The following is a 25,313-nucleotide window of genomic DNA, read 5'->3' on the forward strand; positions in this document are numbered from 1 at the left end:
AATATTAAACAAAGGAAGTGACATATGAATAAAATATCTACTTTTTCCTATATTCTTACTAAGCTTACAGCGACTTTCTTGTTATTATCACTTATTAGCACGCTTCTCTTAACAACTAGTCAACAAACATTATATAGTTTCTTAGCTGGATTACGAGAACTACTATTTGTTCCCTTCGTTCCTATTCTTGCTGCATATGCAATTTTTTGTTCTATTTGCATCGATAAATTGAAATTAAAAACACATACAAGAATGAAGACAATATTACTTTATATTTTTTGCGGCTATTTATTTTTTCTTCCCTTCCTAATATTTAAAGAAGCTAGTCTAATACAGTTCTTGTTACTCGGATCAATTGGAGCAGTATGTTCTCTTTCTTTCTTTTTATTTACAGTCATAGCAACAAAATTTAAGTGGGTACAATATTTCGTACCAAGCATTATGTTTATTATATTTATTACAATCAAATTAGTAGATTTAGAAAGGTTTGGAACATCAAAAGAACAATGGGTCGAAACAAAAACAGATAACTCTTTCGAAGCATCTTTTCAACATTTTAGTGGTGAACATAAAGTCCCAATTGAACTAAAACGAGGTGACATATTAGAATTCACCATTGAATCACGAGCTGAAAATTCGAATGGCTACATGGGAGACGTAAAAATGGCTAGTGAATTTCAAGAGGAAGAAAATTACTTAGCTCCAGCTGGCCCTAATACATATCATTTCGCGGCAATTAAGACAGGAACTTATTACATTATAGTTAGTGGAAATCAGCTAAAAGGAAAGTTAAAAATAGATTGGAATATAAAGTAAAATTTTAATCAACCCTCACCAATCGGGCTTTTACGGGCAACAGGGCCCCCACCTAACTTCTTTGCTTCCGCTGAATTTTGAGGTGTGGGTCTTACCGCCCGGCAAATAGCGGGATAAAATAAAAAAGGCAGTGCTTTTGCACTGCTCTCCTAAATTCTGACATAGAATGGATTTCATATTAGCTTGCGTTTTGTAGTAATACTCGTTTTAACTGCTTACGGAAACGAATACTTAACGTAACCGCTACAATCACAATCACTCCAAAAATGATTTTACCGATATGACCTTCTAACGCTCCAAAGATATCATGTAAGTTTCCACCTAACCAGTAACCACCGATTAAGAAGAATGATACCCAAAATAGAGCGCCTGAATAAATTGTAATGGCAAAACGACGGAATGGTAAATTAATAATTCCTGCAAAGTATCCTGTGAAATGACGTACACCAGGAATAAAGAAACCAATAAAAATCAGGAAGTACCCATACTTATCAAACCACATTCTCGTTAAATCAATTTTTCTTTGTGTTAAAAATACGTATTTTCCATACTTTTGAATGAAAGGCATACCTAATTTATTTCCTAAAAAGTATTGAATCGTCATTCCTACACTTGTCCCAATAAAGGATAGAATGATTAAAATCGGTAAACTTAAATCACCCTTCTGCGCTAAAAATCCCGCATATGCTAATGTGGGCTCTCCCGGAAACGGAAGTGCAATATATTCTAACAGCAAGCCGACAAGTACAACATAGTACCCGTATTGCTGAAATAATTCATGAATCCATTCCATGTCATCTCTCCTTTCAATCACGTACAACTTCTTACTATTATTGTATAAAAAAATTGTCGAAATAACTATCACAATAGCTTACATTTTTATTACATTTTTGTAAGGGTCACACTAATGATTTCTGTTCTTTATTAATTAGTAAAAATCATTTTTTAAGTCAAAATAACAAAAAGACGCATTAATATCATGCAAATTTTATCCATTTTTTAACACTTAAAAACCCCTCTAATTTTGTTCTCAATAAAAAACCACCACAAACTCATCCTAACTTCATATTAGCTTCATATACGTATTGTAAGATTATATCGGAATTTGTTGAAAAATTTAACCAATATATGACTAAGCATTAATTTGAATAAATATAAGTCGTTTTCGAAATTGAAAAAAGGGTGAATACGAAATGGAAGCATATAAAATGCACGATTTTATTAATACAAATGTTGAATCTCATCAAAATGAAACCGTTTTTAATTTACACATGTGTGAAACAAGTGAATTTGACGTAAGTTTAACAAAATCTACAACACTATCTTTTATCGTTTCAAAAAAGAATATTAAAATTGTCACGAAAAAATGGATTAATTCAAATCAAGAAAGCATGATTGGCAAAAGCTACATCATTCCAACAAAAGCTTTTCATTATTTCTTACCAATCATTTCTGAAAATGAAGATGAGCTAAATATTCAAGTTCAAAGTTTTGGACTACGTGGTGAGCTTTTATTAAATGAAAGATTACTTATTGATAAAAACAACAAACACAACAGCAAAATCACTGCATTCTTTGAAACATTAGATGAAAATGTAAATAAAGCTTTACGAGGATTACAACTTCATTGTATGTAAGACTATTACGATAGTAAAAGGAGAATAACAATGAAAAAATTATTATTAAGCGCACTATTATCATTAGGATTTTTAACTCTTCCATTCGCTAGCGCAGAGGCCGCTACAACGAAAGATCAATTAATCGTAAACACTCAGTTAAATAAAATGGATTATTATCAGGATGGAAAATTTATAAAAAGTTTTACTGTCGCTACTGGAAAAGCAGCAACACCTACACCTAAAGGAACTTTTCAAATCGTAAATAAAATTAAAAACCGCCCTTATTATACAGGCAAAATTAAAGGCGGCGATCCACGTAATCCACTTGGTGACCGTTGGCTCGGATTAAATATGGCAGGAACTTACGGAACAACTTATGCAATTCACGGAACTAACAATAATCAAGCAATCGGCAAAGCAACAACACTTGGTTGTATTCGTATGTATAACAATGATATACACTGGTTATTTGAGCGCGTTCAGCAGCAAGCTACTGTCACTGTAAAATAGCCTAAAAACAAGATTTATGTGTAGCCAAGAATTTTATGTCTTGGCTTATTTTATTTATTCATTTACAGTAGCAAAACAACTGTATTTACATATATAATAGGAATAGATTTGATTAGCTGATATTTAAACATTGATAAACGTAGATATTAAAATTATACAGTTATAATGTTTTATAAATTTTATAATACATACTATAATAGAACTACTGTAATTCTGAACTATTCAGTAACACTAAACTATTCCCCTTGCTACCTTCATGATTATTTTATAGCGGGGGCTTATTATATGTATAAACAATCTGAGTCACTCGAAAAATGATGAATTCGAATATTGCAGTAAAAAGCGTTATTTAGGAGGTGTTACTATGACGCATATACTGGTGATTGAAGACAACCCAGATATACAAGAACTAATTCGTGAATTTCTAATGGCACAAAACTTTACTGTTGATGTAGTTGGTGCTGGAACAGAAGGTATTCTTCTTTTCCAAAAAAATTCATACGATCTTGTCCTCCTCGATGTAATGTTACCAGATATAGATGGCTATAGTATTTGTAAAATTATGCGAGGACAATCTGATGTACCAATCATTATGTTAACAGGCTTACATAATGAAGAAAGTGAAATTAAAGGATTTGAGTTAGGTATTGATGACTATATTACGAAACCGTTCCATTACACTGTATTTATTAAGCGTGTAGAGGCTGTATTAAGAAGGGCAGCAACGAAGGAAGCAGAAGCTGCAACTATACTACAATTCCATGAATTGATGTTAAACTCTACAGCATATGCAGCTTATGTTCATGGTAATCAAATTGAATTGACAACAAAAGAATTTGAAATTATTTATACTTTACTGCAAAATCGAGGAAAAGTATTATCAAGAAGTGATTTGTTGAATAAGGTATGGGGCTATGAACATTATGGTGATGTAAGAGTTATAGATACACATATTAAAAACTTAAGAAAAAAATTAGGAATTACTTATATTAAAACGGTGAAAGGCATTGGCTACAAAATCGAATCGTAGCAAAGACAACATCACCAAAAATATTTTCATCAAAACCTTATTATTTTGTATTCTTTTATCACTTTGTCTTTATCAAATTATTTACTTTCTAGCTTCAAACTACGATAAAGAACATTTTGCGAAAGAAAATGGAACGCCGACTACAGAACAGGCGGATTTAGATAGGCAAAACAATCAAAGTAAAACGAATCAAAATAAAGCTGTGTCAGAGGGAAGTATTTCCAATTTCCAATCTTCTATTATAGATTATAAATCTCTTTCTACAGCTATCAATCACCTTTTGCAGCCTAGCCAAACTGCAAAAGCAAAAGAACATACACAAAACCTTTCGGGGAAAAATAGCACTTCTAATCCGCTTACAGAAGCAGAAAAGAAAGCCGCTAATAATGATGCCTTACATACACAAAATGCAGCAAGTAAAATAAATGATATAAATGATAATCCAAAGTTAGCAGATGCGTTGCAGCAATTAGCTCCACATATTGGCGCGACAATGCTTGCATTATCACTACTCGGATCTTTAATTTATACAAAACTAATTGCCAAACCTTTTCAATATATGAGCGATGCTTTAAAAGATATTATGAATCTTGATTTCTCAGATAAAAAACTACTTAACAAAAATACAGATCAAACAGATTTTAATTTGCAAGTAGCCGCTTCACAAGTACCAAATATTGTGAAGAATTTACATGCAAGCAATCAAGATTTAAGAAATGAGCTCAAAAAGGAACAACAATTAGAGCAATCTCGTAAAGAATTTATGTCTATGGTATCCCATGAATTAAAAACACCAATCGCAGCCGTTATGGGACAACTAGATGGCATGATTCACGGAATTGGAGCTTATAAAGATAGAGATAAATATTTAAAACGTTCCTATGAAATGATGCAAGATATTAACATATTAACGGAAAAAATGTCGGAATTATCCAAAATACAAAACCCTCAATTTAAACCGAATTTAGAAGTCATTTCTTTATCTAATATTATTGAGGATGTTATGAAGAAAGTAGATTACTTTGTATCTGTAAAACAATTAAATGTACAATCTAATATTAAACACGACGTACAAATTTTAGCTGATCCTAAATTTATTCAAACTGCTATTTTTAACATTATTTCAAATGCAATTCATTATACAATTGACCACCAGCACGTATATATAAAGCTTTATGAAAAACCAAACGGTTACGCATTAGAAGTATTAAATACAGGTTCACAAATTGATGAAGATAAACTTGCTCATTTATTTGAGCCTTTCTATCGTGCAAACCCTGATAAACACGGTTTAGTACAAGGTAGCGGTCTTGGATTATATATCGTGAAACAAATATTAGATAAACATCAATTTCCTTACGGAATACAAAACACAGCTCAAGGTGTAAAATGCTCCATTGTATTCCCAAAAGCAATGTAGCATTCACTATAATTACATACCCCAAACTCATACTTTATGTGTGAGTGGCGGAATTTTGTAGAGTGTCTTACTCTGTTTCGTTCGCCCGTTATCCTTATTTGGATAGCGGGCGTTTTTTATTACTTAAAAGGAGGATTTTTTATGGATAAGTTTAAATATTCATTGCTCGTTTTATTCGGTGCTTGCAGCTACGGCATACTTTCAACTATTTTCAAACTCGGATTCCTAAGTGGATTTTCAGCACATCAACTATTAGGGGGACAATATGTCTTCGGATGGATTGGACTATTTCTACTCGTTCTTTTCTTTTCACGTCATAAAGTAACAAAAAAACAATTCTTTTCATTACTAACCGTCGGAACAACAATGAGTATGACTGGAATTTTCTACGCTATTTCTGTAGAAGAGCTACCCGCATCTATCGCTGTCGTCCTACTCTTTCAGTTCACTTGGATTGGTGTCATTATCGAAGCAATTGCAAATCGAACATTTCCAAGCCGCGATAAGATCATATCTATCCTTATTTTATTTGCTGGTACATTGTTTGCAGGTGGTATATTTGAAGGCCTCGGACAAAGTTTTTCTACGAAAGGGATTATCTTTGGACTATTAGCTGCTGTCTCTTTTTCATTCTATGTTTTTGCAAGCGGACGCGTTGCTACAGATGTTCCCCCTTATACGAAAAGCTTTCTTATGACAACAAGTGCAACTCTTATCGTATGCCTATTCTTCCCGCCGACCTTTTTAACAGATGGTGCCCTGCAAGCTGGTCTATGGAAATATGCTTTCTTCCTCGGATTATTCGGCGTTGTTGTACCTGTCATTTGTTTTTCAATCGGTGTACCAAAAGTTGGAACAGGACTTAGCACGATATTAGGTGCAGCTGAATTACCAACTGCTATTATCGCTTCTATTACACTTGTACATGAAGTCGTAACCTTCATGCAGTGGATTGGAATTATTTTTATATTGCTTGGAATTTTCACTCCCCAGCTGCTTACGGCTAGGAAAGAAAGGAAACATAATCGCGTGCATAGCGCTTGAAAAAAATACAGAATTTATATAAAGTAAAACTTTAATTAGTGGGGGTTTTGTTCATCCCCCACTGATTATCAGCCCTCACCAATCGGGCTTTTACGGGCAGTTGATCCCCACCTAACTGCTTCGCTTTCGCTGAATTTTGAGGTGGAGTCTTACTGCCCGTTAATGCGGGATAAAAATATAACTGCAATTAAAATAAGTAAATTTATCGGGAGGTATAAATGACTATTTTAAGCATCGTATTTTTTGCTATTATGTGTATCTTCTTCCTAATAAGATATATGAAAGAAAAGAAATTTTACGATTTACTTCTCATTCCCGTTTGTATATATGCAGGAGCAGTGAAAACTCCTTTCGTAGAGTACTTAAACTTTAATACTACATTTAAAATAACGTATGATATTGCAGCTATTATTCTTGTAATCCTTGCTGTACTTTTCTTTTTGAAAGATAAGAAAGAGAATCATACTGCATAACAAAAGACCTTTCATTTACTTGAAAGGTCTTTTTCTCTATCTCATTTTGCCGCTCCATACAGCTTCTCTATCTCATGCTCAATTTGTTTTACATCGATTCGCTCAAATAATGGCTGCACGCTATCAATTCTATTCGGCAACGTATTTTGCGGTTCCCAATTTCGGTTCACAATCGACAATGTGCTTCGAACTCTTTCACTTGAAAATGGTAAAAATGGTTCAAGGAGATTTGCAAAATTAGCAATAAGATAAATACAATTATAAATCGTTTCTTCACATGAAACTGGATTATCTTCTCTTTCTTTCCAAGGCTGCCTCTCATCAAAGTATTTATTTGCAAAACGTACGGCATCGAATATTGTTTCTAGCGCCACCTTAAATGTAGTTTGCTCAATCGCCTCTCCTACATTTTTATATAATCCTTCTACTTTATCCTTCAGTTCTACATTGATAGTTCCCTGCGGCACAATGCCATCATAATATTTTTCAATAAACTTTAATGTCCGGTTCACGAAGTTCCCGTATGCACCTAACAGTTCACTATTATGACTGTAAATGAATTCACGCCATGAAAAATCAGTATCACGATTTTCTGGTGCATTTACTGTTAAAAAGTAACGAATAGAATCTGGATTGTAACGTTCTAATATGTCAGGCACCCATACTGCCCAGTTTTTACTCGTAGATAACTTTCTTTTTTCAACTGTTAAATACTCATTCGAAACGATATGACGCGGGATTGCTTCCTCTCCTATTCCAAGTAAAACCGCTGGCCAAATGATGGAGTGAAATGGAATATTATCCTTGCCGTGTACATAATATGTTTGCGCATCGCTATTCCAAAACTCATGATCATCTTTTCCTGTTTCTTCAGCCCAATATTTACTCGCTGAATAATATCCTGCCACTGCTTCTATCCATACGTAAATTTTCTTATCTTCATACCCTTTCACTGGAATTGGTACCCCGATTGGTAAATCTCTTGATACAGCCCTATCTTGTAACCCTTCCTTTACATATCTTTCCGTTAATTGAATTGCATTATCACGCCATGTTCCTTTTTCTTTTGCGATTTCTACAACTTTTTTAATTTGCTGCTGAAATGTATGCAATGCAAAATAAAAATGCTCTGTTTCCTCTACAGATGGTGTACTACCACATAACTTGCATGTCTTTTCTAACAAATCGAGTGGATCTAAAATAGCTGAACACGCATTGATCGCCTCTTGCTGCTTCATGGCAATGTGGACATATTCCTTCTACATAACGATCCGGTAAAAACTGCGTACACGTTTTACAGTACGCTTGTTCCACTGTTTTTTTATAAATATAGCCTTCTTCCAATAAACGTAAAAAAACTTTTTGAACAGTTTCATGATGATGCTCGCTATCGGTACGTGTATAGCAATCATACGTAAAACCGAGATCACGAAAACATCGCTGGAATTCTTCATGGTACTTATTAGCAATTTCTTTTGCTGTCACACCTTCTTGTTTTGCTCTAATTGCAATCGGTGTTCCATTACAATCACTGCCCGAAACATACAACACATTCTCACCTTTTGCCCGGTAATAACGTGCTAAAATATCTCCAGGTAACAAACTCGCAATATGACCAAGATGTAACGAGCCATTTGCATACGGCCAAGCGCCTCCAATAAAAATACTCATCTTACATTCCTCCTTTTAAATATAAAAAAGCCCCGCCCTTATCTTAAAAAAGATAAGGGCGGGGCTGTATAAACAGTCGCGGTACCACCTTATTTCGCCAATTACTCACATAATTAGCCTTAACAAGTACGGAGCTATATGCTCTTATACTGTGGTTTTGATAACGAGTACCAACTCTCGTCGCCGCCTACTATTATCATTTGATAAGTTCAGGACGAAGCTCAAAGGCCATTGTTCAAATGAATATTCTTGCTTCTTCTCAGCTACCGAAGCTCTCTGGAAAGAATGTGTTCATCCTACTTTTCCTTTTCAACGCTTTTACGTATAAAAAGTATTGTACGACTTAATCACAGAAAAATCAAACTTTTATTCAGAAAGAAAAGGAAATCCCATCCCCCTGCCGAATAACTATACGTTCACAAAAGGAGTGATAACATTGAACCAAAAACAACTAAGCACTATTAATGAAAAAAGCTGGAATACAGCTGCTTATGAAGCTTGGACGAATCGCCATGGGGCACCGGAGGATTATGCGAAAAAAATCATGGAAGACCCTATGCGCGAGGTAGATCACTATTTACCTTACATACAATCTCCGAAAGGAAAACGTATTATTAACTTACTAGGATCAAAAGGGAATAAGGCCGTTGCTCTCGCCCTTTTAGGCTCTGACGTAACAGTTGTTGATATTTCAGCAAGTAATGCAAAATATGCAAATGAACTTGCTGATGCCGCAGGCGTTTCTATTCATTACATCGTTTCTGATGTACTAGATGTAAATCTCTCCAAATCATTTGATATCGTATTACTGGAGCTTGGTGTACTTCATTACTTTCTAGATTTAAAACCACTTTTCACCAAAATCTCTCAACTACTAAAGCCAGATGGAATACTTATCCTCCGCGATTACCATCCAATATACACAAAGCTATTAGGAGTAGACCACCCATCGTTTCGGGCCAATGGAAATTATTTCGATGAAGAATTGATTGAAGATGATGTTGCTTATAGCATTCTTCTTACAGAAGCGCAGAAAGAATCGTTACCGAAAACAACCATCCGTCGCTGGACATTAGGAGAAATTATTACAACACTCGCCGAAGAACATTTTAAGATTGAAAAACTAATTGAAGAACAGGGACCTCATCAAAAGTGGGTCTCCCCTTCTACTGCCCCAGAAGGAATTGAAGAACAAATACCCGGTCTATATACAATAATTGCGCGAGCATGCAAAAAAGGATCCCTTCACGGATAGGATCCTTTTTGCATGCTCGCGCATATAAGTTGAGGTTGGAGATTACCATAATTCTGTAGAATAGGACACAAGATATTTCAACATTTCGTCTCTGACTTACGTCGTCAAAAAGGGGTATGACCAACATAACGAAGAGTAATGTTTTAGTTGATACTGATAATCGTTATCAACTAATTAGAAGTATACATGATGTTATTTCAAATTTCAATAGCATTTCTAATATTTATTTATGGATTTTATGATATACAAATGTATACATTTTAAGAACTTTTTCTAATACCAATCTGACTCCTTCCATTATCTGCTATAATTTTCATTGAACAGATTAATAACTTCATAATAATGTTTTTATTAATTTCGCTTCAAATATCTATAAATCATAATAAACAGTTTAAATGAAGGTAGGGGTAACGATGAAATATGTTAGTATTCGAAAAAAACTACTGTTCACACTCTTAAGCATTTCTTCTTTATTTAGCATTGCTCTTATTGTTATTCTTTCATTCGCCATGAATCAAGCAAGTGAAATCGAAACGTTAAAAAATGATGTATCGAAAAGAGCGACGATTTTAAAAGAACGTGGCGATTGGTTCCAGGCACAAGTTGCTGGTTTACAAGAATATTTGCTATCACATGATCAAAAAGGATTAGATAAGTTCAACCGAGAAGGGAAAAAATTAGCTGATACTAGAGAGAAAGTAACAAGTGACAAGAAGCTCCCAGAAGGAATGAAAGAAGCCATTTTAATGGGAGGAAAATGGCGTAGCGTCATAGATAATGAGGTACTACCTCTTGCGCATGAAGGAAAATGGGACGAAGCATCTAAAATTGCTTTAGCACAAACAGATTATGTAAATGATCTGTTAGGTCGTTTTAATAAATATACAAATGAAGAGAATGAGAAACGTGACGCATTAATTGCTGACGTCGAGTCTTCTTCATCACTTATTCAATATATTATTTTCTTCTCACTCATTACATGTACATTAACGTCTATTTTATTAGCATGGTGGTTCTCTGGTAAACTCGTTAAACCAATTCGACAAATTGATGAGAAGTTGAAAGAATTAGCTTCTCAAGATGGAGATTTAACGGCTAGATTACACGTAACGAGTAAAGATGAAATTGGTGACATTGCAAATTCCTTTAATCAAATGCTCACTAACTTACAGCATATAATAAAACAAGTTCAACAAACATCAACAAGTGTAAAAGAAGCTTCCGAAAATGTATTTATCGAAACAACCGCTTCTATGGAAAATACCGCAAGGACACAAGAAACTATGAATGCTCTTGAACACAATATTCGTTCACAAGTTTCTAGCATTGAAGAAAGTTCAACCTCAATGGATGACATGGCAACGAGTGTTCAGCGTATTGCTGAGGCCGCCTCTTCTGTTACTAGTTTAGCTGTCACAACCTCAGAAAAAGCAGATGATGGGAATAAAGTCATTGAGAAATCTATTACACAAATGCATACAATTAACGAAGCTGTTAACGCTACATCACAAGTAGTTGAGCGACTCATTACACATACAAATCATATCGATACTGCACTTCAATCTATTTCTAATATCGCCGAGCAAACAAATTTACTCGCTTTAAATGCTTCTATTGAAGCAGCTCGTGCTGGTGAACACGGCAAAGGATTCGCTGTTGTTGCTGATGAAGTTAGAAAACTTGCTGAACAATCTCAACTAGCCGCAACTGACATTAACCATTTACTGCATCAAATTCAAGCCGATACAAAAATAGCAAATGACATGATGACACAAGGTCAAGCAGAGGCTTCTGAAGGAATTACGGTTATTCGTACCGCTGGATCTTCATTCTCAGAAATTGTTAACCACATTAACAAAGTCTCTACGCAAATGCAAGAAATGTCTGCAACTGCTGAAGAGATGGCTGCAAGCTCTGAAGAAATGAACGCAGCTTTAAATAATATCGCTTCTATTTCAAACGAAGTTGCTGCAGAAACATCACAAACAGCACATTCAGCTGGTGATCAAGTAAACAAAATGAGTATCGTGGCTAACAAATCATCTGAAATGAAAACAATCGTACAAGAACTTGAAATTCTCGTTTCTCATTTCAAAACAAACGCTTAAAGTGAAAATGACACAAGCTCAAAGGTATAGGAAAGGAAGTTTTACAGTCTCTCTTTTTTCACTTTAAAATATATCTTTCTATCTCTCATTCCGTCTGCTATAATTCCTAAAGGAAATAAGAAAGCTTTATTCCAACTGGAGTAAAGCTTTCTTTCATTTTTTACATTAATTAATTCTAATACTAAGATTTCACAAAGGAGGCTTTTTATCATATGAATTTTGTAAGTATCAGAAAAAAACTTATGTTCATGATGGGAACGATTTGCGCTTTATTTGGTATCGCCTTAGCATTTATTTTATTTTTTGCTATTGACCAATCTCGTAAAGCTGAAACATTACAAAAAGAAATTTCTCCACTGGCAACAGAATTGAAAGAACGTGGAGATGCTTATCAAGTACAGCTCTCTGCTTTAAGAGGTTATTTACTACAACATGATCAAGTCGAATTAGACAAGTTTAATGAGATGAGTAAACGTCTTGAGGATTCAAAAGATAAACTTCTTTCTAATCCAAATCTTTCTTCATCCGTAAAAAGCACAATGGAATTAGGGTCTACTTGGAGAAAGTTCGTTGAAGAAAAAGTATTCACTCTTGCAAAAGAACAAAAATGGGAAGAAGCTTTACAAGTAGCTTCTTCAGAAAACGGAACTGTCTATAAAGTAATTGGTGACTTCACAAATTATAGTAATGAACAAGCTACATTACGTGAACAATCTATTGAAAAAATTGACCAATCTGCACTCTTAATCGAATATGTTATTTTCTTATCACTTGTTATTTGTATTGTCGCTGCAATTATTCTTGCATGGTGGTTCTCTGGTAAACTTGTGAAACCAATTCAACAAATTGACACGAAACTAAAAGAGTTAGCTTCTCAAGAAGGTGACTTAACGGCACGTCTACAAGTAAATAGCAACGATGAAATCGGTGCTATCGCAGCATCATTTAATAAAATGTTAGAAAACCTACAACATATCATTAATCGTGTTCAAAAAACATCAGTGGAAGTACAAACTGCTTCTGAAAATATGCTAGAAAAAACGAATACATCACGTGAGGCGACAGTAAGAGTCCAAAGCTCAATGTCTAACTTAAACGCAAGTATTCAATCACAAGCTTCTAGTATGGAAGAAAGTTCAACTGCAATGGACGATATGGCAGTAAGTGTTCAACGTATTGCTGAATCTGCTTCATCTGTAGCGGAACTTGCTGTTGCCACATCTGAACATGCTAGCGATGGAAGTACCGTTATCCAAAAATCCGTTTCACAAATGACAACGATACACGAAGCTGTAAATGCTACGTCAGAAGTGGTTGAACGTCTAATCACTCATACGAAATATATCGATACCGCTGTACAATCTATTTCTAATATCGCTGAGCAAACAAACTTACTTGCTTTAAATGCTTCTATTGAGGCAGCTCGTGCTGGCGAGCAAGGAAAAGGATTTGCTGTCGTAGCTGACGAAGTTCGAAAGCTTGCTGAACAATCTAAAACAGCTGCAACAGACATTAATCAATTACTACATCAAATTCAAAATGATACAGAAACTGCTAGCTCTATGATGTCTCAAGGCCGTTCTGAAGCATTTGAAGGCATTCATGTTATTCGTGAAGCTGGTACTTCTTTCACAACAATTGTAGAACAAGTAAATAAAGTATCTACTCAAATGCAAGACATATCAGCAACTGCTGAAGAGATGGCTGCAAGTGCTGAAGAAATGAATGCTTCACTTAATAACATCGCTTCTATCTCGACTGAAGTATCCAGCGAAACCGCCGCAACGGCACAATCTGCTGAACAGAAAGTTATCGTTATGAATGAAATGACAGTAACTGCTGGAAAAATGAAACAAACAGTTGAAGAGTTAGATCAACTCGTATCTCATTTTAAAACAGAATAGATTTTCAAAAAATATCCCTCTTTGAAAGAGGGATATTTTTTTTGAGCTCATTTCCTGCACATTATGCTCATTTCCGTTATAATGAGAATCGATATCATTAAAATATAGGAGGGGCTGCTTATGTCACAAGAAGCATTTGAAAATAAATTATTGGATAATTTAGAAGCTGTTATTGACCCTGAACTAGGTGTTGATATCGTTAATCTTGGATTAGTGTATGATGTTACAGCAGATGAAAATAATAATGCTGTCATTACGATGACTATGACTTCTATCGGTTGTCCAATGGCTGGGCAAATCGTATCAGACGTTAAAAAAGTATTATCAACAAACGTACCTGAAGTTAATGAAATAGAAGTAAATGTCGTTTGGAATCCACCGTGGTCGAAAGAACGTATGTCACGTATGGCGAAAATCGCATTAGGTATTCGCGACTAGCGGAATAAAGTGAAACTTTATTCCGTGGGGGTTTTGTTCATTCCCCACTGATTATCAGCCCTCACCAATCAGGCTTTTACGGGCAGCAGGGCCCCCACCTAACTTCTTTGCTTCCGATGAATTTTGAGGTGGGGGTCTTACTGCCCTGCAAATAGCGGGATAAAGAAAAAAACCTGACATTCTAGTCAGGTTTTTTTCCTATTATTTTACGCCTACTGCATCATAAGCTTTCGTTACAGCTTGTACAGCTTTAGAATCTTTACCGTATAAATCTTCGGCTGATTGAAGAGCAGCTTGACGCATCATTTTGAAGTCAGAGTTTGCAGTTAAATATTTCGTAAGAGCGCGGTAGTAAATTTTTTCTGTCGCTTCACGGCCCACTCCAGCTACTTTCACGTCGTAATGATCTCCGCCTTCAGATACTAAATAAGCAGCTTTATTATTAATACTACTGTTAATATGAACGCCACCATTATCAGCTGTTCCAGTATAACGTTTACTATAGTGATCTGGGTAACCTTCACCTGGTTTTAATGGGTTTGGAATAGACGCTGGATCTTTTAGTGAACGAAGTGCATCGCCTGGTTTACCAGGTGTATAAATGTCAGCACCTAAGTCCCAGCTCTTCTTCTCAACCATAACACCCATAATATCGGATAACGATTCATTTAACGCCCCTGACTCATTTTTATAAACAAGGTTTGCTGTATGTTCAGTTACAGCATGCGTTAATTCGTGACCGATAACATCAAGTCCAGCAGATAATGGAATGAATGTTTTTCCATCGCCATCACCATACATCATTTGCACACCGTTCCAAGCTGCGTTATTCCAGCTCTCCCCTACGTGAACAGTTGAAATAAGCTTCGCACCTTTATCATCGAAAGAGTTACGATTAAATGTTTTTTTGTAGTAATCATATACTTTTCCTGCATTTACATGCGCATCAACTGCAGCTTTATCTTCGAAGAACTTAGATTTACTTTCAACTTCTTCGCCTGTATATCCAAGCCATTGTGAGAATAAATTAAACAAGTTTTCATCCATATTTTCTGCATCAAATGTGTGAATACCTTGTCCTCGTTTACCGTCAAATAAGTTGAATACTCCCGTTTTTTCATCTTGGGCAATTTCAAATGATTGTCTAGCACCTAATACTCCGTAGCCAAACCCTGTAACGTGATCTACAGCATTATATTTCTCAATAACATTTCCATTTGTTGCATCAACAAAATAATGCCAATACCCTGGAGCTGGTTTTGAAATCGATGCCTTAACTAAGTATGCAAGGTAGTAATTACCGTCCTTTTCATATACAAATAAATCTTTTTTCACACCGTCATAATTCTTTACTTTACCAATTTCTTTCTCAATATCTGCCTTTGCAATTGTTTCTGCTTGTTCCGCACTAATGCTTGCAGATGCAGGGATATTTTTATCATCTAAATTCGGAATAACTTGTCCGAAGAATGCTTTTACATTATTCTCTTTATCAAGTGTAACAGTTTGATCAGAACCGTACACAGGAATGTTATTATGTTTCTCAACTAGCTTCACATGTGTCGTGTCAGATTCAGCGTCTTTTTCTTCTCCAACGATATTAAAATGCTTTTCAATATTTCCTGCTAATTTAAACATATCTTTCTTACTCTCTAAGTATTGAAAGACCGTCTCTTTTTTATCTAGTCCTTCCGGTGCTTTCCATTCTTCACCTATGTATGCAGGTGTTTTAAATTCTTGATGATATTGAATTTTTTGTTCTTCCGCTTTCGTTGTCGTTGCCCCAAACGCTCCAAATCCCCCGGCGATAACAGTTAACGCTAATGCTGATGAAATGACTTGCTTTTTCACTATAACATTCCCCATTCCCATAAAGATTTTTGACACTTTTATAAAATTCTGATTTTTACAGCCGATACCTCTACCGAAAATTTGAGAAACATTTTTCAGATAATTCCAATCAAAAAAGAGGACATCCTATCAGATGTCCTCTTTTCTATAAGCCTTTTATTGTTTTTTCAATTCAATTGCTAAATAGTGTGATTGCTCTTTCGCTTGAATGTGAGTATCTTCTTCTACAGATTCTGCTGCATCACGCATAACAAACGTTTCACCATTTATTACACTGCTTCCTTCAATTTGAACAAGATACAATTGACGGCCTTCTCGCACAGGAAAATGAATTTCTTTTCCGGCATCTAACGATAAAGAATATAAATTTGCATCTTGGTGAATTTGAATTGGTGCCTCTCCTTCTACTGGAGATACCATATGGAACCATTCGTTTTCACGCTCGCTCCAATCAAATTTAAACTCACCATAGTTTGGTTTATGATCCGCACGATCTGGTAAAATCCAAATTTGTAATAAACGTAGTGTTTCATTTCCTAAATTATGCTCGCTATGAAATACACCTGTGCCAGCACTCATATATTGAACATGTCCTCGCTCAATTGTTCCGCGGTTCCCCATGCTATCCTCATGTGTTAAAGCACCATCTACAACGTACGAAATGATTTCCATATCACGATGCGGATGCATATCAAAACCAGTTTGTGCCGCTACTAGATCATCATTAATAACACGTAACGCTCCGAAGTTCATGTTATTTGGATTATAGTAATTGGCAAAAGAAAAATGAAAATGTGTATTTAACCAACCATGATTTGCTCTGCCCATATTTTTATGATCAACTTTTCTAAACATATCCTTCACCTCATACTATATCGAATTCGAGATTTATTTTAAAATTTTTTCTCACTGTAATTTTTTTAGTAATTGTAATAATTGATGTTGTTCTTCTACATTTAATTTTTGAAACTGCTCCGCTTGGAATGTTTCTTGAGGCGGGACGATTTCTTCATATAAAACTTTTCCCTTTTCTGTTAACGAAATATATTTTGTAGTACCTTCTTGTTCACGACGAATCCACTCTAGCTGCTCCATTTTATTTAAAAGCTGCGTGATATTTCCCTTCGTAACAAATAGCTTATTTCCAAGCTCTTGCTGCGTTAGACGATTATGCCCTCCAACTTGAGCTAGTACATCAAACTGAGCGGCAGATACATTCCATTCTTTCAAATGCTGATTCGTCTCACGAATACTCTTATTATAAAAGCGTGATAAACGAAACCATAATAGTAATCCGAGTCTATCTTCTGTTTTCATTTCATCACCTCGCTCGTTTCATATCATTAGTTTAGAACTAAACTTTATAAAAGTCAAATACTTATTTTTAATAAGTATACAGAAAGCACAGCGCTATTTCTCCACTATGCTTTACATTAACTTTCTATTCTTATATTCATCCAATTTCCTCTCCGCGAACTTCCTCGCATCTTTTTCAATCCATCTATCTTCGTACACTTCACTTCCAACATACAATACTTCTCTCTTATGCTGCATCGCATGACGAAACTCATGCAGTAGTGTTTTGAGCACCTGCTCATACTCTTCCCACATACAAACAAAAATTAATTGTTTTTCTTTATGATAAAAACCACCTACTGGGAATAGGAATTCTTCTTCCTCTTCCCCTAATGATAGAAGCACATCGTTTGCATCACACGTATCACAAAAAATAACGGGCGTTTTACATGCTTCAATAAGAGAAAATAAATCCTCTCTCAGCTTTTTGACATCCCAATGAAGCTCCGAATCCAACACATACCAATTCTCTACCTGTTGATATACATTTTGAAACTGGAGTTCCATTTCTCTTTATTCCCCTTTCCAAGCACCCTTTTTCTATATGTATGCCACAATATGGTAAATATTAAACGTATTCTTTCATCCTTGAAAAAATGCCAATAAAAAAAGAACCTATGTCGACATAGATTCCTTTTCCGTAATCACTTTTTTTTCATCACTTTTTTTAATACAAAATAACCAATTGCACAAACAATAGCAGCAAGTGCAAAGTATTTCACATATGGCCCCGCAACTTTATTAATGCTTTCCCACTCTGTTCCTAATTTAAACCCTAAATATACAAACACAATTGACCACGGAATAACAGCTAATGTAGTTAGCGTAATAAACTTAGCATGTGACATTTTCGCAATACCCGCCGGTATCGAAATAGCATGACGCACAACCGGAATAAAACGTGCGGTAAAGATAACGCCAGTTCCGTAACGATTAAACCAATCTTCAGCATAATCAATATGTTTCTTCTGAATTAAAATATATTTTCCATATCGCTCAAGAACAGGTCTTCCTCCGTATCGACCGATCCAATAAATGAATAGTTGTGCAATTACACCACCAATTGTACCAAACGCGACAGCGCCCCAAAATGTAATGCTTCCTGTTGATACTAAATAACCTGCATAAGACAATACGATTTCACTTGGAATAACCTCTAGCATTAATCCAAGCATAATTCCCCAATAACCAAGTCCTTCTAAAAAAACTAAAACCGAATGAATCAACTCTCCTAACATCATTTACCTCTCTTTACTGTTTTCATTGCAAAAATAAAAGTACAAGCAGGAAATATCTTGTACTTTATTTTTTTAAATTTAGTTAGTCTTCGTATCCCACTTAAAGATTTTATTTAAGAATTTATATACATTCTTCGACTCTTTTGTCAGAAGTGGGCCTAAAATGGATAGTATAAGCACGTATAGTGCTGAGAAGGGTTTCAGTACTGACATTAAACCACCGGCGATACCGATATTAGCCATAATGATGGAGAACTCTCCTCGTGAAACGATTGTTAATCCGATATTTGTTGATGCTTTATGAGATAACCCTGCTTGTCTTCCTGCAATCATTCCTGCTACAAAGTTGCCGATTATTGTAAGAAGGACAGCACCTAACGTTAACCATATCGCTCCGCCTAATGAGAACGGATCAATACTTAACCCGAAGCTGAAGAAGAAAATAGCTCCGAAAAAGTCTCTGAATGGAACAACAAGATGTTCAATTCGATCACTATGCTCTGTCTCAGAGAAAACTAATCCTAGAAGAAGTGCCCCAATCGCTTCTGCAACGTGAATTGTTTCTGAAAAACCAGCAATGAAGAATAACGAAGCAAATACTACAATAATAAAGATTTCATCTGAGCTAATATTGAGCAATTTATTTAATAACGGCGTAGCCTTTCTAGCTACTATAAAGAATAGAAGCATATATCCTAAAGCAATTCCAATTGAAGTAAGGGCGCCTAAGAAGGAAGCGTGATCCCCTAGTACTAAACCAGAAACAACTGATAAATATACAGCAAGGAATATATCTTCAAACATAATAATTCCTAAAATTAATTCGGTTTCATTATTACCAGTTCTTCTTAAGTCCACTAACACTTTAGCAACGATAGCGCTAGAAGAAATCGTAATAATACCCGCAATAATTAAGATTTCTAGTAATGGGAATCCCATTATAAATCCGTATAACAAACCAAGTGAAAAGTTAATTAAAATATAAATCGTTCCGCCAATCGCAATAGAGCGTCCAGATTTAATTAGTTTTTTCATTGAAAATTCTAATCCTAGATAGAATAGAAGGAATAGAACCCCAATCCGTCCAAGGAAGGAAATTACACTTGCACTTTCAATAAATTTGAGATCGATAACACCTATTGTCGGTGCATGCGGTCCTACTAACATTCCGAGAACAATTAGAAAAGGAATTACTGAGAATTTAAATTTTCCAGCAATTACCGCTGCAATTGCCACTAAAACTAAAGCTGTACCAACTTCAAAAATTAACGTATCCATCTAGTCAGTCCCCCCTATTTGAAAGTAATTCATTAATGATTTTTTTAATTTCTTCTCTCTCACCTGAAACTACAAGCATATCTCCTTCTTCAATTACTGTTTCTGGTCCTGGATTAAATAGCTTCTTCATGTTCTTCTTCATAACTGCGATTATCGTTACGCTATATGTTTTTCTTATTTCAAGATCGCCAATTGTTTTTCCGATTGCTGGAGCTGTATTCTCCACTTTGAACCACTCAATCGCTAAACCTTCAAAAACCATCTCAACATTTTCTAACGCCCTAGGCTTATATACCATTCCACCTAATATTGCTGCGATTTGCCTTGCCTCTGAGTCACGTAGTGAAATACTTGAGATGCTTTCTTCATGGTCTGAATCAAAATGATACATTTCTCTACGCCCATCATCATGAATGACAATTACCATCTTTTCGTTACCTTTCGTAACGATTTGAAACTTATAACCAATACCCGGAAGTTCACTTTCTCTAATATTCATTTTTAGCTCCTCCATAACTTATTTATTTTAATTTTCTGTTTTTCTGTCTTTTATTCATCCAATCAACTTTAGAAATTCTAACCACTCAGGATATTTGTGATTTGGAAATCTTTTATTGTAATAATAAGTTGCCCCTAAAAAGATACTTAAAGATGTAATGATAAAAAACATATTACTTCTCATTTTCAAACTCTCAAGGCTTACTTTCAATAAAGAATCTTCTTTCAAATTATCCCCACTTTCTCGCTTTAAATTTAGTTTTTTAAAATGTAAATAATTCTAAAAATATTACGATGTAACATAATCATAACACAAAATTGATTTAAGTAACATAATTTTTTAGAAAAATTGATTCTCGTATATTTTTTGCATATAATTTTCTTATTACGAAAAAAAGGAAGTGTATTATATGGTTGATATCTTTAGCAGATTCCTTGAGGTAACGAATAATATTTTATGGTCATATATTCTTATTGCAATGCTAATCGGCTTCGGTCTTTACTTCTCTTTTAAATTAAAATTTGTCCAAATTACTCATTTCAGTGAGATGGTCAGCTTAATTAGTAAAGGGTTTAATCGAAAAGAAAAAAAGAAAGATAGCATCTCTCCATTCCAAGCATTTTGCTTAAGTGCAGCAGCACGTATCGGTATCGGGAACTTAGCCGGTGTAGCACTAGCAATTTCAATGGGTGGACCTGGCGCAATATTTTGGATGTGGTTTATCGCAATTATCGGAGCAGCTACTAGTTTCGTAGAATGTACGCTCGCTCAAATTTATAAAGTAAAAGATGGTAGCAGGTTCCGTGGTGGGCCGGCATATTACATGGAAAAAGGATTAAACAAACGCTGGATGGGTGTTTGGTTCTCACTTCTTATTACAGTTGCGTACGGATTAATTTTCAATTCAGTACAAGCGAATACAGTAACAATAGCGTTTGAAAATGCTTTTGGACTAGAGCGAACAATCGTAGGAGCTCTATTAGCCTTATTAGTTGCAGTCATTATTTTTGGTGGTATTAAGAGCATTTCACGTATTACAGAAATGATTGTTCCGCCAATGGCAATCGTTTATATCGGCGTGGCTATTTTTGTCGTTATTAACAACTTCAATATGTTACCAAGCATTTTCATGGAAATCTTTAACGGTGCATTCGGTTTAGACCAAGCCATCGCTGGTGGTATTGGAGCAGCAATCAAGTTCGGAATTCAGCGCGGTTTATTCGCGACAGAAGCAGGTATGGGTAGCTCTCCTAACGCAGCAGCAACATCAGATGTATCTCACCCTGTAAAACAAGGACTTGTTCAAGCATTAGGTGTTTTCGTAGATACATTCTTAGTATGTACATCAACAGCATTTATCGTATTATGTTCTGGACTTTACAAAGGATCAAATTTAGAAGGTATCGAATTAACACAAAACGCTTTAAGTTCACAAATCGGACCGTGGGCAAGCACTTTCTTAGCGATTATTATTTTCCTATTTGCTTTCAGTTCTCTACTAGGAAACTACTATTATGGTGAAACAAATATTGCATTCATTAAAGAAAGCAAAACATGGTTAATGATTTATCGTGTTGCAGTTGTCGGAATGGTATTCTTCGGATCAATCGCTGCTCTTAAAACAGTTTGGAGTTTAGCTGATTTATTCATGGGACTAATGGTATTCACAAACTTAATTGCCATCTCATTCCTTAGCAAATTTGCTTACGCTGCATTAGTAGACTATTTGAAGCAAAAGAAACAAGGAAAAGATCCAGTTTTCGTTGCAAGCTCTATCCCTGGTTTACAGAATACAGAGTGCTGGGATGGACAGGATGTAGAAGAAAAACAGAAGGCTGTGTAATGATTAAAAGCGGATTCGGCTCGTTCAGAATCGCAGGACACTTCAAGCTCTCGACCTTGAAGCGCTTTTTGCTTCGAGCGAGAGAGCGAAATGACCGGAGATTCTAGCCGCTGGAGCTGGATATTAATTAAAAGCGGAGGTGACTTGCTCAGAACAGGAGGGCATTGGAGCTCCTGACGAAGAGGCGTTCTTTGCCTCACAGGAAGGCGCGAAATGACCGACTGGTCTAGTCACCGGAGCTGGATATCACTAAAAGCACAAGCGGCTCGTTTAGAACAAGAGCCATATCTCAAACAAAGGCCCTATTACTTCACCGTAATAGGGCCTTTTATTTATAACAGTTCATAATTTGTTCAAATTAATTCCAGCAAAAGGGTTGATTTATAGACATTACTAGATTATAATAATTATAAATTAGTAATTGATATCACATAACAACTCAAAAGGAGATTGATCATAATGAACAAACAAGTAATCGAAGTATTAAACAAACAAGTAGCAGACTGGAGCGTTTTATTCACAAAACTTCACAACTTCCATTGGTACGTAAAAGGACCTCAATTCTTCACATTACACGAGAAATTCGAAGAACTTTACACAGAATCAGCTACTCACATCGATGAAATTGCAGAACGCATTTTAGCAATTGGCGGCAAACCAGTAGCAACAATGAAAGAATACTTAGAACTATCTTCTATTCAAGAAGCAGCATACGGAGAAACTGCAGAAGGGATGGTCGAAGCAATTATGAAAGACTACGAAATGATGCTAGTCGAACTGAAAAAAGGCATGGAAATCGCTCAAGATTCTGACGATGAAATGACATCTGACCTACTACTAGGTATCTACACAGAACTAGAAAAACACGCTTGGATGCTACGCGCGTTCTTGAATCAATAATAGATTTTAAAGCGGAGGTGACTTGCTCAGAACAAGAGGGCATTGGAGCTCCTGACGAAGAGGCGCTTTTTGCCTCACAGGAAGGCGCGAAATGACCGACTGTTCTAGCCGCTGGAGCTGGATATCGTTAAAAGCGGAAGCGGCTCGTTCAGAACAGGAGGGTGTTGGAACTCCTGATTACGAGGCGCTTTTTTCCTCAAATGAAGGAGTGAAACAACCGACTGTTCTAGCCGCTGGAGCTGGATATCATTAAAAGCAGAAGCGGCTCGCTCAGAATCGCAGGACATTGGAGCTCTCGACCTTGAAGCGCTTTTTGCTTCGAGCGAGAGAGCGAAATGACCGGAGATTCTAGCCGCTGGAGCTGGATATCGTTAAAAGCGGAAGTAGCTCTCTCAGAATGTGAGGGGGATGGAACTTTTTCCTGCGAGGCGCTCTTTGCCTCGCAGGAAAAAGCGAAGACACCAAACATTCTAGCTACCGGCGCTGGATAATAAAATTAAAGCAGAAGCGGCTCGTTCAGAGTCGCTTTTTTTATGTAGTGGTTGCACTTAACGGTACACGAAATTATATCAACGATTTTTCAAATATATCGATCATTACCCTTAATATATCAACGATTTTTTCATTATATCGATCATTACCCTCAATATATCAACGATTCGACAAGGGATATCAATTTACCGACAAATCACGACAATATTAACACACAACTCGCCCCCACTTTTATCACTATATTACAATCCTTTTTATGTTAAAATATAGGAAACACCCTTTAGTATCATAGATCCAAAAGGCTTTTCCAAATTCATCATTTACTACTTAAATGACGGGAGTGGTTCAGTTGAAAGACTACTTAATTAGAGCGTTTTTTGCGTTAATAACAGTTGGGATTCTCTTACTTATAGCTAATATTTTCAATATACGTGTCGAGGTTAAGGACTATGCTTTCCTCGTTGTCGTAGCAATTGGTGGCGGCTGGGGTGGCTGGTACCTGTATAAAAAACAAAGCAATCAAAATGATAAAGGCATTCCAAAGTAATATGGAATGCCTCTTTTATTGCCTTCTGTAATAAATAATGAAATTCAGACCACTAATACAACCAATCGCAATAAACATACAAAACGATTGTGGATCTCCACCTAGATTATACTCATCAACGATAAATCCGGACATAAACAACGTTATCGCGGAAACACCGATACACAATACCGAGATAAACCAAAGCGAAAATTCATTAATCAACTCTTTCTTCTGTCTCAAAACAATTAGCATAACAAGAATAGATGCTGCTAAAATACTTTTAAAAACCGGACGTAAATATACGAACTCCTCCATCTATTTCTCCTTTCCCCAAAACATTACATCTAAACATTAACATATTTAACCAAATTAAAAACACATGCCATCTTAAATTAAAACGACATGTGTTTCCGTATTTGCTATGATAGTTGCTTCCACTTCGTTCCCAAAGCAGGACGCTCATAATTTTGGATTGCATGAATTAGTTTATCTGCCGTCTCAGCTGAAACGATCAATTCTTTATTTGATGGATTCATAAATCCTTCTTCAGCTGAACGTTCAACCATTTGTAAAATTGGTCCGTAAAAGCCTTTTATGTTCAATAAACCAACCGGCTTATTATGTATACCAATTTGTGACCAACATACTACTTCAAATAGCTCTTCAAACGTTCCGTATCCGCCTGGTAATGCAATAAAAGCATCCGCAAGCTCTGCCATTTTCGCTTTACGTTCATGCATCGTCTCTACTTCAATTAATTCTGTTAATCCTGTATGCACAATTTCTCCTCGGAATAGACCGCGTGGCATAACACCTGTTACACGTCCGCCTAAGCGAAGAACTTCGTTTGCCACTTCTCCCATTAATCCAACGCAAGAACCACCGTATACAAGCTCATAATCGTTCTCAACAAACATTTTTCCTAACGCTATTGCCTGCTCTTTAAATTCTGGTCTCTCCCCTAAATTAGAACCTGCAAACACACAAATCTTTCTCATTCCTACACCCCGAAACTATATATTGTTATGATACAATGAAT

At 35.7% G+C, this 25,313-nt stretch carries 25 protein-coding genes, 1 pseudogene and 1 other annotated feature; of the genes and pseudogenes, 15 read left to right on the forward strand and 11 right to left on the reverse strand.

Translation table 11 applies throughout. From position 1 onward, the window contains the following. Positions 1-24: 24 nt before the first annotated feature. Positions 25-816, forward strand: a complete 792-nt coding sequence (locus AC0ONG_RS23965) for a hypothetical protein (protein WP_016078143.1) — start codon at positions 25-27, stop codon at positions 814-816. Positions 817-994: 178 nt separating this feature from the next. Here AC0ONG_RS23965 and AC0ONG_RS23970 read toward each other — a convergent pair whose 3' ends face one another. After that, positions 995-1,609: a DedA family protein gene (locus tag AC0ONG_RS23970; RefSeq protein WP_000454763.1), complete on the reverse strand. Its 615-nt coding sequence runs from the start codon at positions 1,607-1,609 to the stop codon at positions 995-997. Positions 1,610-2,009: 400 nt separating this feature from the next. Here AC0ONG_RS23970 and AC0ONG_RS23975 point away from each other — a divergent pair, with 400 nt between their 5' ends. From AC0ONG_RS23975 to AC0ONG_RS24000, 6 genes are all read left to right on the forward strand, one after another. Continuing rightward, complete coding sequence (locus tag AC0ONG_RS23975) at positions 2,010-2,453, forward strand: DUF3978 domain-containing protein (RefSeq protein ID WP_000388763.1); 444 nt, start codon at positions 2,010-2,012, stop codon at positions 2,451-2,453. 30 nt (positions 2,454-2,483) lie between these two features. Beyond that, positions 2,484-2,945 (forward strand): L,D-transpeptidase, encoded by a 462-nt coding sequence (locus tag AC0ONG_RS23980; RefSeq protein ID WP_000735061.1) that lies wholly within the window; start codon positions 2,484-2,486, stop codon positions 2,943-2,945. 364 nt (positions 2,946-3,309) lie between these two features. Further along, on the forward strand, positions 3,310-3,975 hold the full coding sequence (locus tag AC0ONG_RS23985) for a response regulator transcription factor (protein ID WP_000148834.1): 666 nt from the start codon (positions 3,310-3,312) through the stop codon (positions 3,973-3,975). After that, positions 3,953-5,395, forward strand: coding sequence for a sensor histidine kinase (locus tag AC0ONG_RS23990; RefSeq protein WP_000201951.1), 1,443 nt, complete (start codon positions 3,953-3,955; stop codon positions 5,393-5,395). The genes AC0ONG_RS23985 and AC0ONG_RS23990 overlap by 23 nt, the downstream gene beginning before the upstream one ends. A 141-nt stretch (positions 5,396-5,536) precedes the next feature. Continuing rightward, complete coding sequence (locus AC0ONG_RS23995) at positions 5,537-6,439, forward strand: EamA family transporter (RefSeq protein WP_000357151.1); 903 nt, start codon at positions 5,537-5,539, stop codon at positions 6,437-6,439. A gap of 218 nt (positions 6,440-6,657) precedes the next feature. Continuing rightward, positions 6,658-6,912 carry a hypothetical protein gene (locus AC0ONG_RS24000; RefSeq protein ID WP_000154129.1) on the forward strand — a complete coding sequence of 85 codons (255 nt, stop codon included), beginning with the start codon at positions 6,658-6,660 and terminating at the stop codon, positions 6,910-6,912. Positions 6,913-6,953: 41 nt separating this feature from the next. Here AC0ONG_RS24000 and metG read toward each other — a convergent pair. After that, positions 6,954-8,583: pseudogene (gene metG, locus AC0ONG_RS24005) on the reverse strand (methionine--tRNA ligase). Between the two features lie 51 nt (positions 8,584-8,634). Further along, positions 8,635-8,905: a binding site (T-box leader), on the reverse strand. Positions 8,906-9,019: 114 nt separating this feature from the next. On the opposite strand from metG, the gene AC0ONG_RS24010 reads away from it, so the two are divergent. The 4 genes from AC0ONG_RS24010 to AC0ONG_RS24025 all read left to right on the forward strand — a co-directional run bounded on the left by AC0ONG_RS24010 (position 9,020) and on the right by AC0ONG_RS24025 (position 14,288). After that, positions 9,020-9,838, forward strand: coding sequence for a class I SAM-dependent methyltransferase (locus tag AC0ONG_RS24010; RefSeq protein ID WP_283748990.1), 819 nt, complete (start codon positions 9,020-9,022; stop codon positions 9,836-9,838). Between the two features lie 413 nt (positions 9,839-10,251). Then, on the forward strand, positions 10,252-11,946 hold the full coding sequence (locus AC0ONG_RS24015) for a methyl-accepting chemotaxis protein (protein WP_000878434.1): 1,695 nt from the start codon (positions 10,252-10,254) through the stop codon (positions 11,944-11,946). Between the two features lie 212 nt (positions 11,947-12,158). After that, positions 12,159-13,850 carry a methyl-accepting chemotaxis protein gene (locus tag AC0ONG_RS24020; RefSeq protein WP_001012200.1) on the forward strand — a complete coding sequence of 564 codons (1,692 nt, stop codon included), beginning with the start codon at positions 12,159-12,161 and terminating at the stop codon, positions 13,848-13,850. Between the two features lie 120 nt (positions 13,851-13,970). After that, positions 13,971-14,288: a metal-sulfur cluster assembly factor gene (locus AC0ONG_RS24025; RefSeq protein ID WP_000076424.1), complete on the forward strand. Its 318-nt coding sequence runs from the start codon at positions 13,971-13,973 to the stop codon at positions 14,286-14,288. A gap of 201 nt (positions 14,289-14,489) precedes the next feature. On the opposite strand, the gene nprB is transcribed toward AC0ONG_RS24025, so the two are convergent. The 7 genes from nprB to AC0ONG_RS24060 form a co-directional block, all read right to left on the reverse strand. Continuing rightward, positions 14,490-16,139, reverse strand: a complete 1,650-nt coding sequence (nprB, locus tag AC0ONG_RS24030; RefSeq protein ID WP_000745125.1) for a neutral protease NprB — start codon at positions 16,137-16,139, stop codon at positions 14,490-14,492. Positions 16,140-16,295: 156 nt separating this feature from the next. Continuing rightward, on the reverse strand, positions 16,296-16,994 hold the full coding sequence (locus tag AC0ONG_RS24035) for a pirin family protein (RefSeq protein WP_000488932.1): 699 nt from the start codon (positions 16,992-16,994) through the stop codon (positions 16,296-16,298). A 51-nt stretch (positions 16,995-17,045) separates the two neighbouring features. Continuing rightward, entirely contained in the window at positions 17,046-17,456 is a 411-nt protein-coding gene (locus tag AC0ONG_RS24040; RefSeq protein ID WP_000845462.1) for a MarR family winged helix-turn-helix transcriptional regulator, read from the reverse strand. A gap of 111 nt (positions 17,457-17,567) precedes the next feature. After that, on the reverse strand, positions 17,568-18,002 hold the full coding sequence (locus AC0ONG_RS24045; protein WP_000422791.1) for a DUF3920 family protein: 435 nt from the start codon (positions 18,000-18,002) through the stop codon (positions 17,568-17,570). 137 nt (positions 18,003-18,139) lie between these two features. Continuing rightward, a complete protein-coding gene (gene uptA, locus AC0ONG_RS24050) occupies positions 18,140-18,733 on the reverse strand; it encodes an undecaprenyl phosphate transporter UptA (RefSeq protein ID WP_000900216.1) in 594 nt (197 codons plus the stop codon). Positions 18,734-18,811: 78 nt separating this feature from the next. Continuing rightward, positions 18,812-20,011, reverse strand: coding sequence for a cation:proton antiporter (locus AC0ONG_RS24055; protein ID WP_000380223.1), 1,200 nt, complete (start codon positions 20,009-20,011; stop codon positions 18,812-18,814). A gap of 4 nt (positions 20,012-20,015) precedes the next feature. Continuing rightward, positions 20,016-20,510, reverse strand: coding sequence for a cation:proton antiporter regulatory subunit (locus AC0ONG_RS24060; RefSeq protein ID WP_001026075.1), 495 nt, complete (start codon positions 20,508-20,510; stop codon positions 20,016-20,018). A 409-nt stretch (positions 20,511-20,919) separates the two neighbouring features. Between AC0ONG_RS24060 and AC0ONG_RS24065 the strand changes: the two genes are divergently transcribed. From AC0ONG_RS24065 to AC0ONG_RS24080, 4 genes are all read left to right on the forward strand, one after another. Further along, positions 20,920-22,353: an alanine/glycine:cation symporter family protein gene (locus tag AC0ONG_RS24065; RefSeq protein WP_000227587.1), complete on the forward strand. Its 1,434-nt coding sequence runs from the start codon at positions 20,920-20,922 to the stop codon at positions 22,351-22,353. A gap of 459 nt (positions 22,354-22,812) precedes the next feature. Then, a complete protein-coding gene (locus AC0ONG_RS24070; protein ID WP_001041895.1) occupies positions 22,813-23,253 on the forward strand; it encodes a Dps family protein in 441 nt (146 codons plus the stop codon). Between the two features lie 91 nt (positions 23,254-23,344). After that, entirely contained in the window at positions 23,345-23,506 is a 162-nt protein-coding gene (locus AC0ONG_RS24075; protein WP_000128782.1) for a hypothetical protein, read from the forward strand. A 588-nt stretch (positions 23,507-24,094) separates the two neighbouring features. Continuing rightward, positions 24,095-24,292, forward strand: a complete 198-nt coding sequence (locus tag AC0ONG_RS24080) for a hypothetical protein (RefSeq protein ID WP_000656312.1) — start codon at positions 24,095-24,097, stop codon at positions 24,290-24,292. A 15-nt stretch (positions 24,293-24,307) separates the two neighbouring features. Here the strand turns inward: AC0ONG_RS24080 and AC0ONG_RS24085 are convergent, their stop codons facing one another. Both AC0ONG_RS24085 and AC0ONG_RS24090 read right to left on the reverse strand, forming a co-directional pair. Further along, positions 24,308-24,589 carry a hypothetical protein gene (locus tag AC0ONG_RS24085; RefSeq protein ID WP_000390910.1) on the reverse strand — a complete coding sequence of 94 codons (282 nt, stop codon included), beginning with the start codon at positions 24,587-24,589 and terminating at the stop codon, positions 24,308-24,310. Positions 24,590-24,693: 104 nt separating this feature from the next. Next, a complete protein-coding gene (locus AC0ONG_RS24090) occupies positions 24,694-25,272 on the reverse strand; it encodes an LOG family protein (RefSeq protein ID WP_001225728.1) in 579 nt (192 codons plus the stop codon). Between the last annotated feature and the right edge of the window lie 41 nt (positions 25,273-25,313).

The organism is Bacillus sp. TCT6, from assembly GCF_056033845.1.

Bases quoted from the DNA above. Each gene is read 5' to 3' on its own strand.
- AC0ONG_RS23965 (WP_016078143.1), top strand. From the start codon at position 25: ATGAATAAAATATCTACTTTTTCCTATATTCTTACTAAGCTTACAGCG.
- AC0ONG_RS23970 (WP_000454763.1), bottom strand. From the start codon at position 1,609: ATGGAATGGATTCATGAATTATTTCAGCAATACGGGTACTATGTTGTA.
- AC0ONG_RS23975 (WP_000388763.1), top strand. From the start codon at position 2,010: ATGGAAGCATATAAAATGCACGATTTTATTAATACAAATGTTGAATCT.
- AC0ONG_RS23980 (WP_000735061.1), top strand. From the start codon at position 2,484: ATGAAAAAATTATTATTAAGCGCACTATTATCATTAGGATTTTTAACT.
- AC0ONG_RS23985 (WP_000148834.1), top strand. From the start codon at position 3,310: ATGACGCATATACTGGTGATTGAAGACAACCCAGATATACAAGAACTA.
- AC0ONG_RS23995 (WP_000357151.1), top strand. From the start codon at position 5,537: ATGGATAAGTTTAAATATTCATTGCTCGTTTTATTCGGTGCTTGCAGC.
- AC0ONG_RS24000 (WP_000154129.1), top strand. From the start codon at position 6,658: ATGACTATTTTAAGCATCGTATTTTTTGCTATTATGTGTATCTTCTTC.
- AC0ONG_RS24015 (WP_000878434.1), top strand. From the start codon at position 10,252: ATGAAATATGTTAGTATTCGAAAAAAACTACTGTTCACACTCTTAAGC.
- AC0ONG_RS24020 (WP_001012200.1), top strand. From the start codon at position 12,159: ATGAATTTTGTAAGTATCAGAAAAAAACTTATGTTCATGATGGGAACG.
- AC0ONG_RS24025 (WP_000076424.1), top strand. From the start codon at position 13,971: ATGTCACAAGAAGCATTTGAAAATAAATTATTGGATAATTTAGAAGCT.
- AC0ONG_RS24035 (WP_000488932.1), bottom strand. From the start codon at position 16,994: ATGTTTAGAAAAGTTGATCATAAAAATATGGGCAGAGCAAATCATGGT.
- AC0ONG_RS24040 (WP_000845462.1), bottom strand. From the start codon at position 17,456: ATGAAAACAGAAGATAGACTCGGATTACTATTATGGTTTCGTTTATCA.
- AC0ONG_RS24045 (WP_000422791.1), bottom strand. From the start codon at position 18,002: ATGGAACTCCAGTTTCAAAATGTATATCAACAGGTAGAGAATTGGTAT.
- uptA (WP_000900216.1), bottom strand. From the start codon at position 18,733: ATGTTAGGAGAGTTGATTCATTCGGTTTTAGTTTTTTTAGAAGGACTT.
- AC0ONG_RS24055 (WP_000380223.1), bottom strand. From the start codon at position 20,011: ATGGATACGTTAATTTTTGAAGTTGGTACAGCTTTAGTTTTAGTGGCA.
- AC0ONG_RS24060 (WP_001026075.1), bottom strand. From the start codon at position 20,510: ATGAATATTAGAGAAAGTGAACTTCCGGGTATTGGTTATAAGTTTCAA.
- AC0ONG_RS24065 (WP_000227587.1), top strand. From the start codon at position 20,920: ATGGTTGATATCTTTAGCAGATTCCTTGAGGTAACGAATAATATTTTA.
- AC0ONG_RS24070 (WP_001041895.1), top strand. From the start codon at position 22,813: ATGAACAAACAAGTAATCGAAGTATTAAACAAACAAGTAGCAGACTGG.
- AC0ONG_RS24075 (WP_000128782.1), top strand. From the start codon at position 23,345: ATGACCGACTGTTCTAGCCGCTGGAGCTGGATATCGTTAAAAGCGGAA.
- AC0ONG_RS24085 (WP_000390910.1), bottom strand. From the start codon at position 24,589: ATGGAGGAGTTCGTATATTTACGTCCGGTTTTTAAAAGTATTTTAGCA.
- AC0ONG_RS24090 (WP_001225728.1), bottom strand. From the start codon at position 25,272: ATGAGAAAGATTTGTGTGTTTGCAGGTTCTAATTTAGGGGAGAGACCA.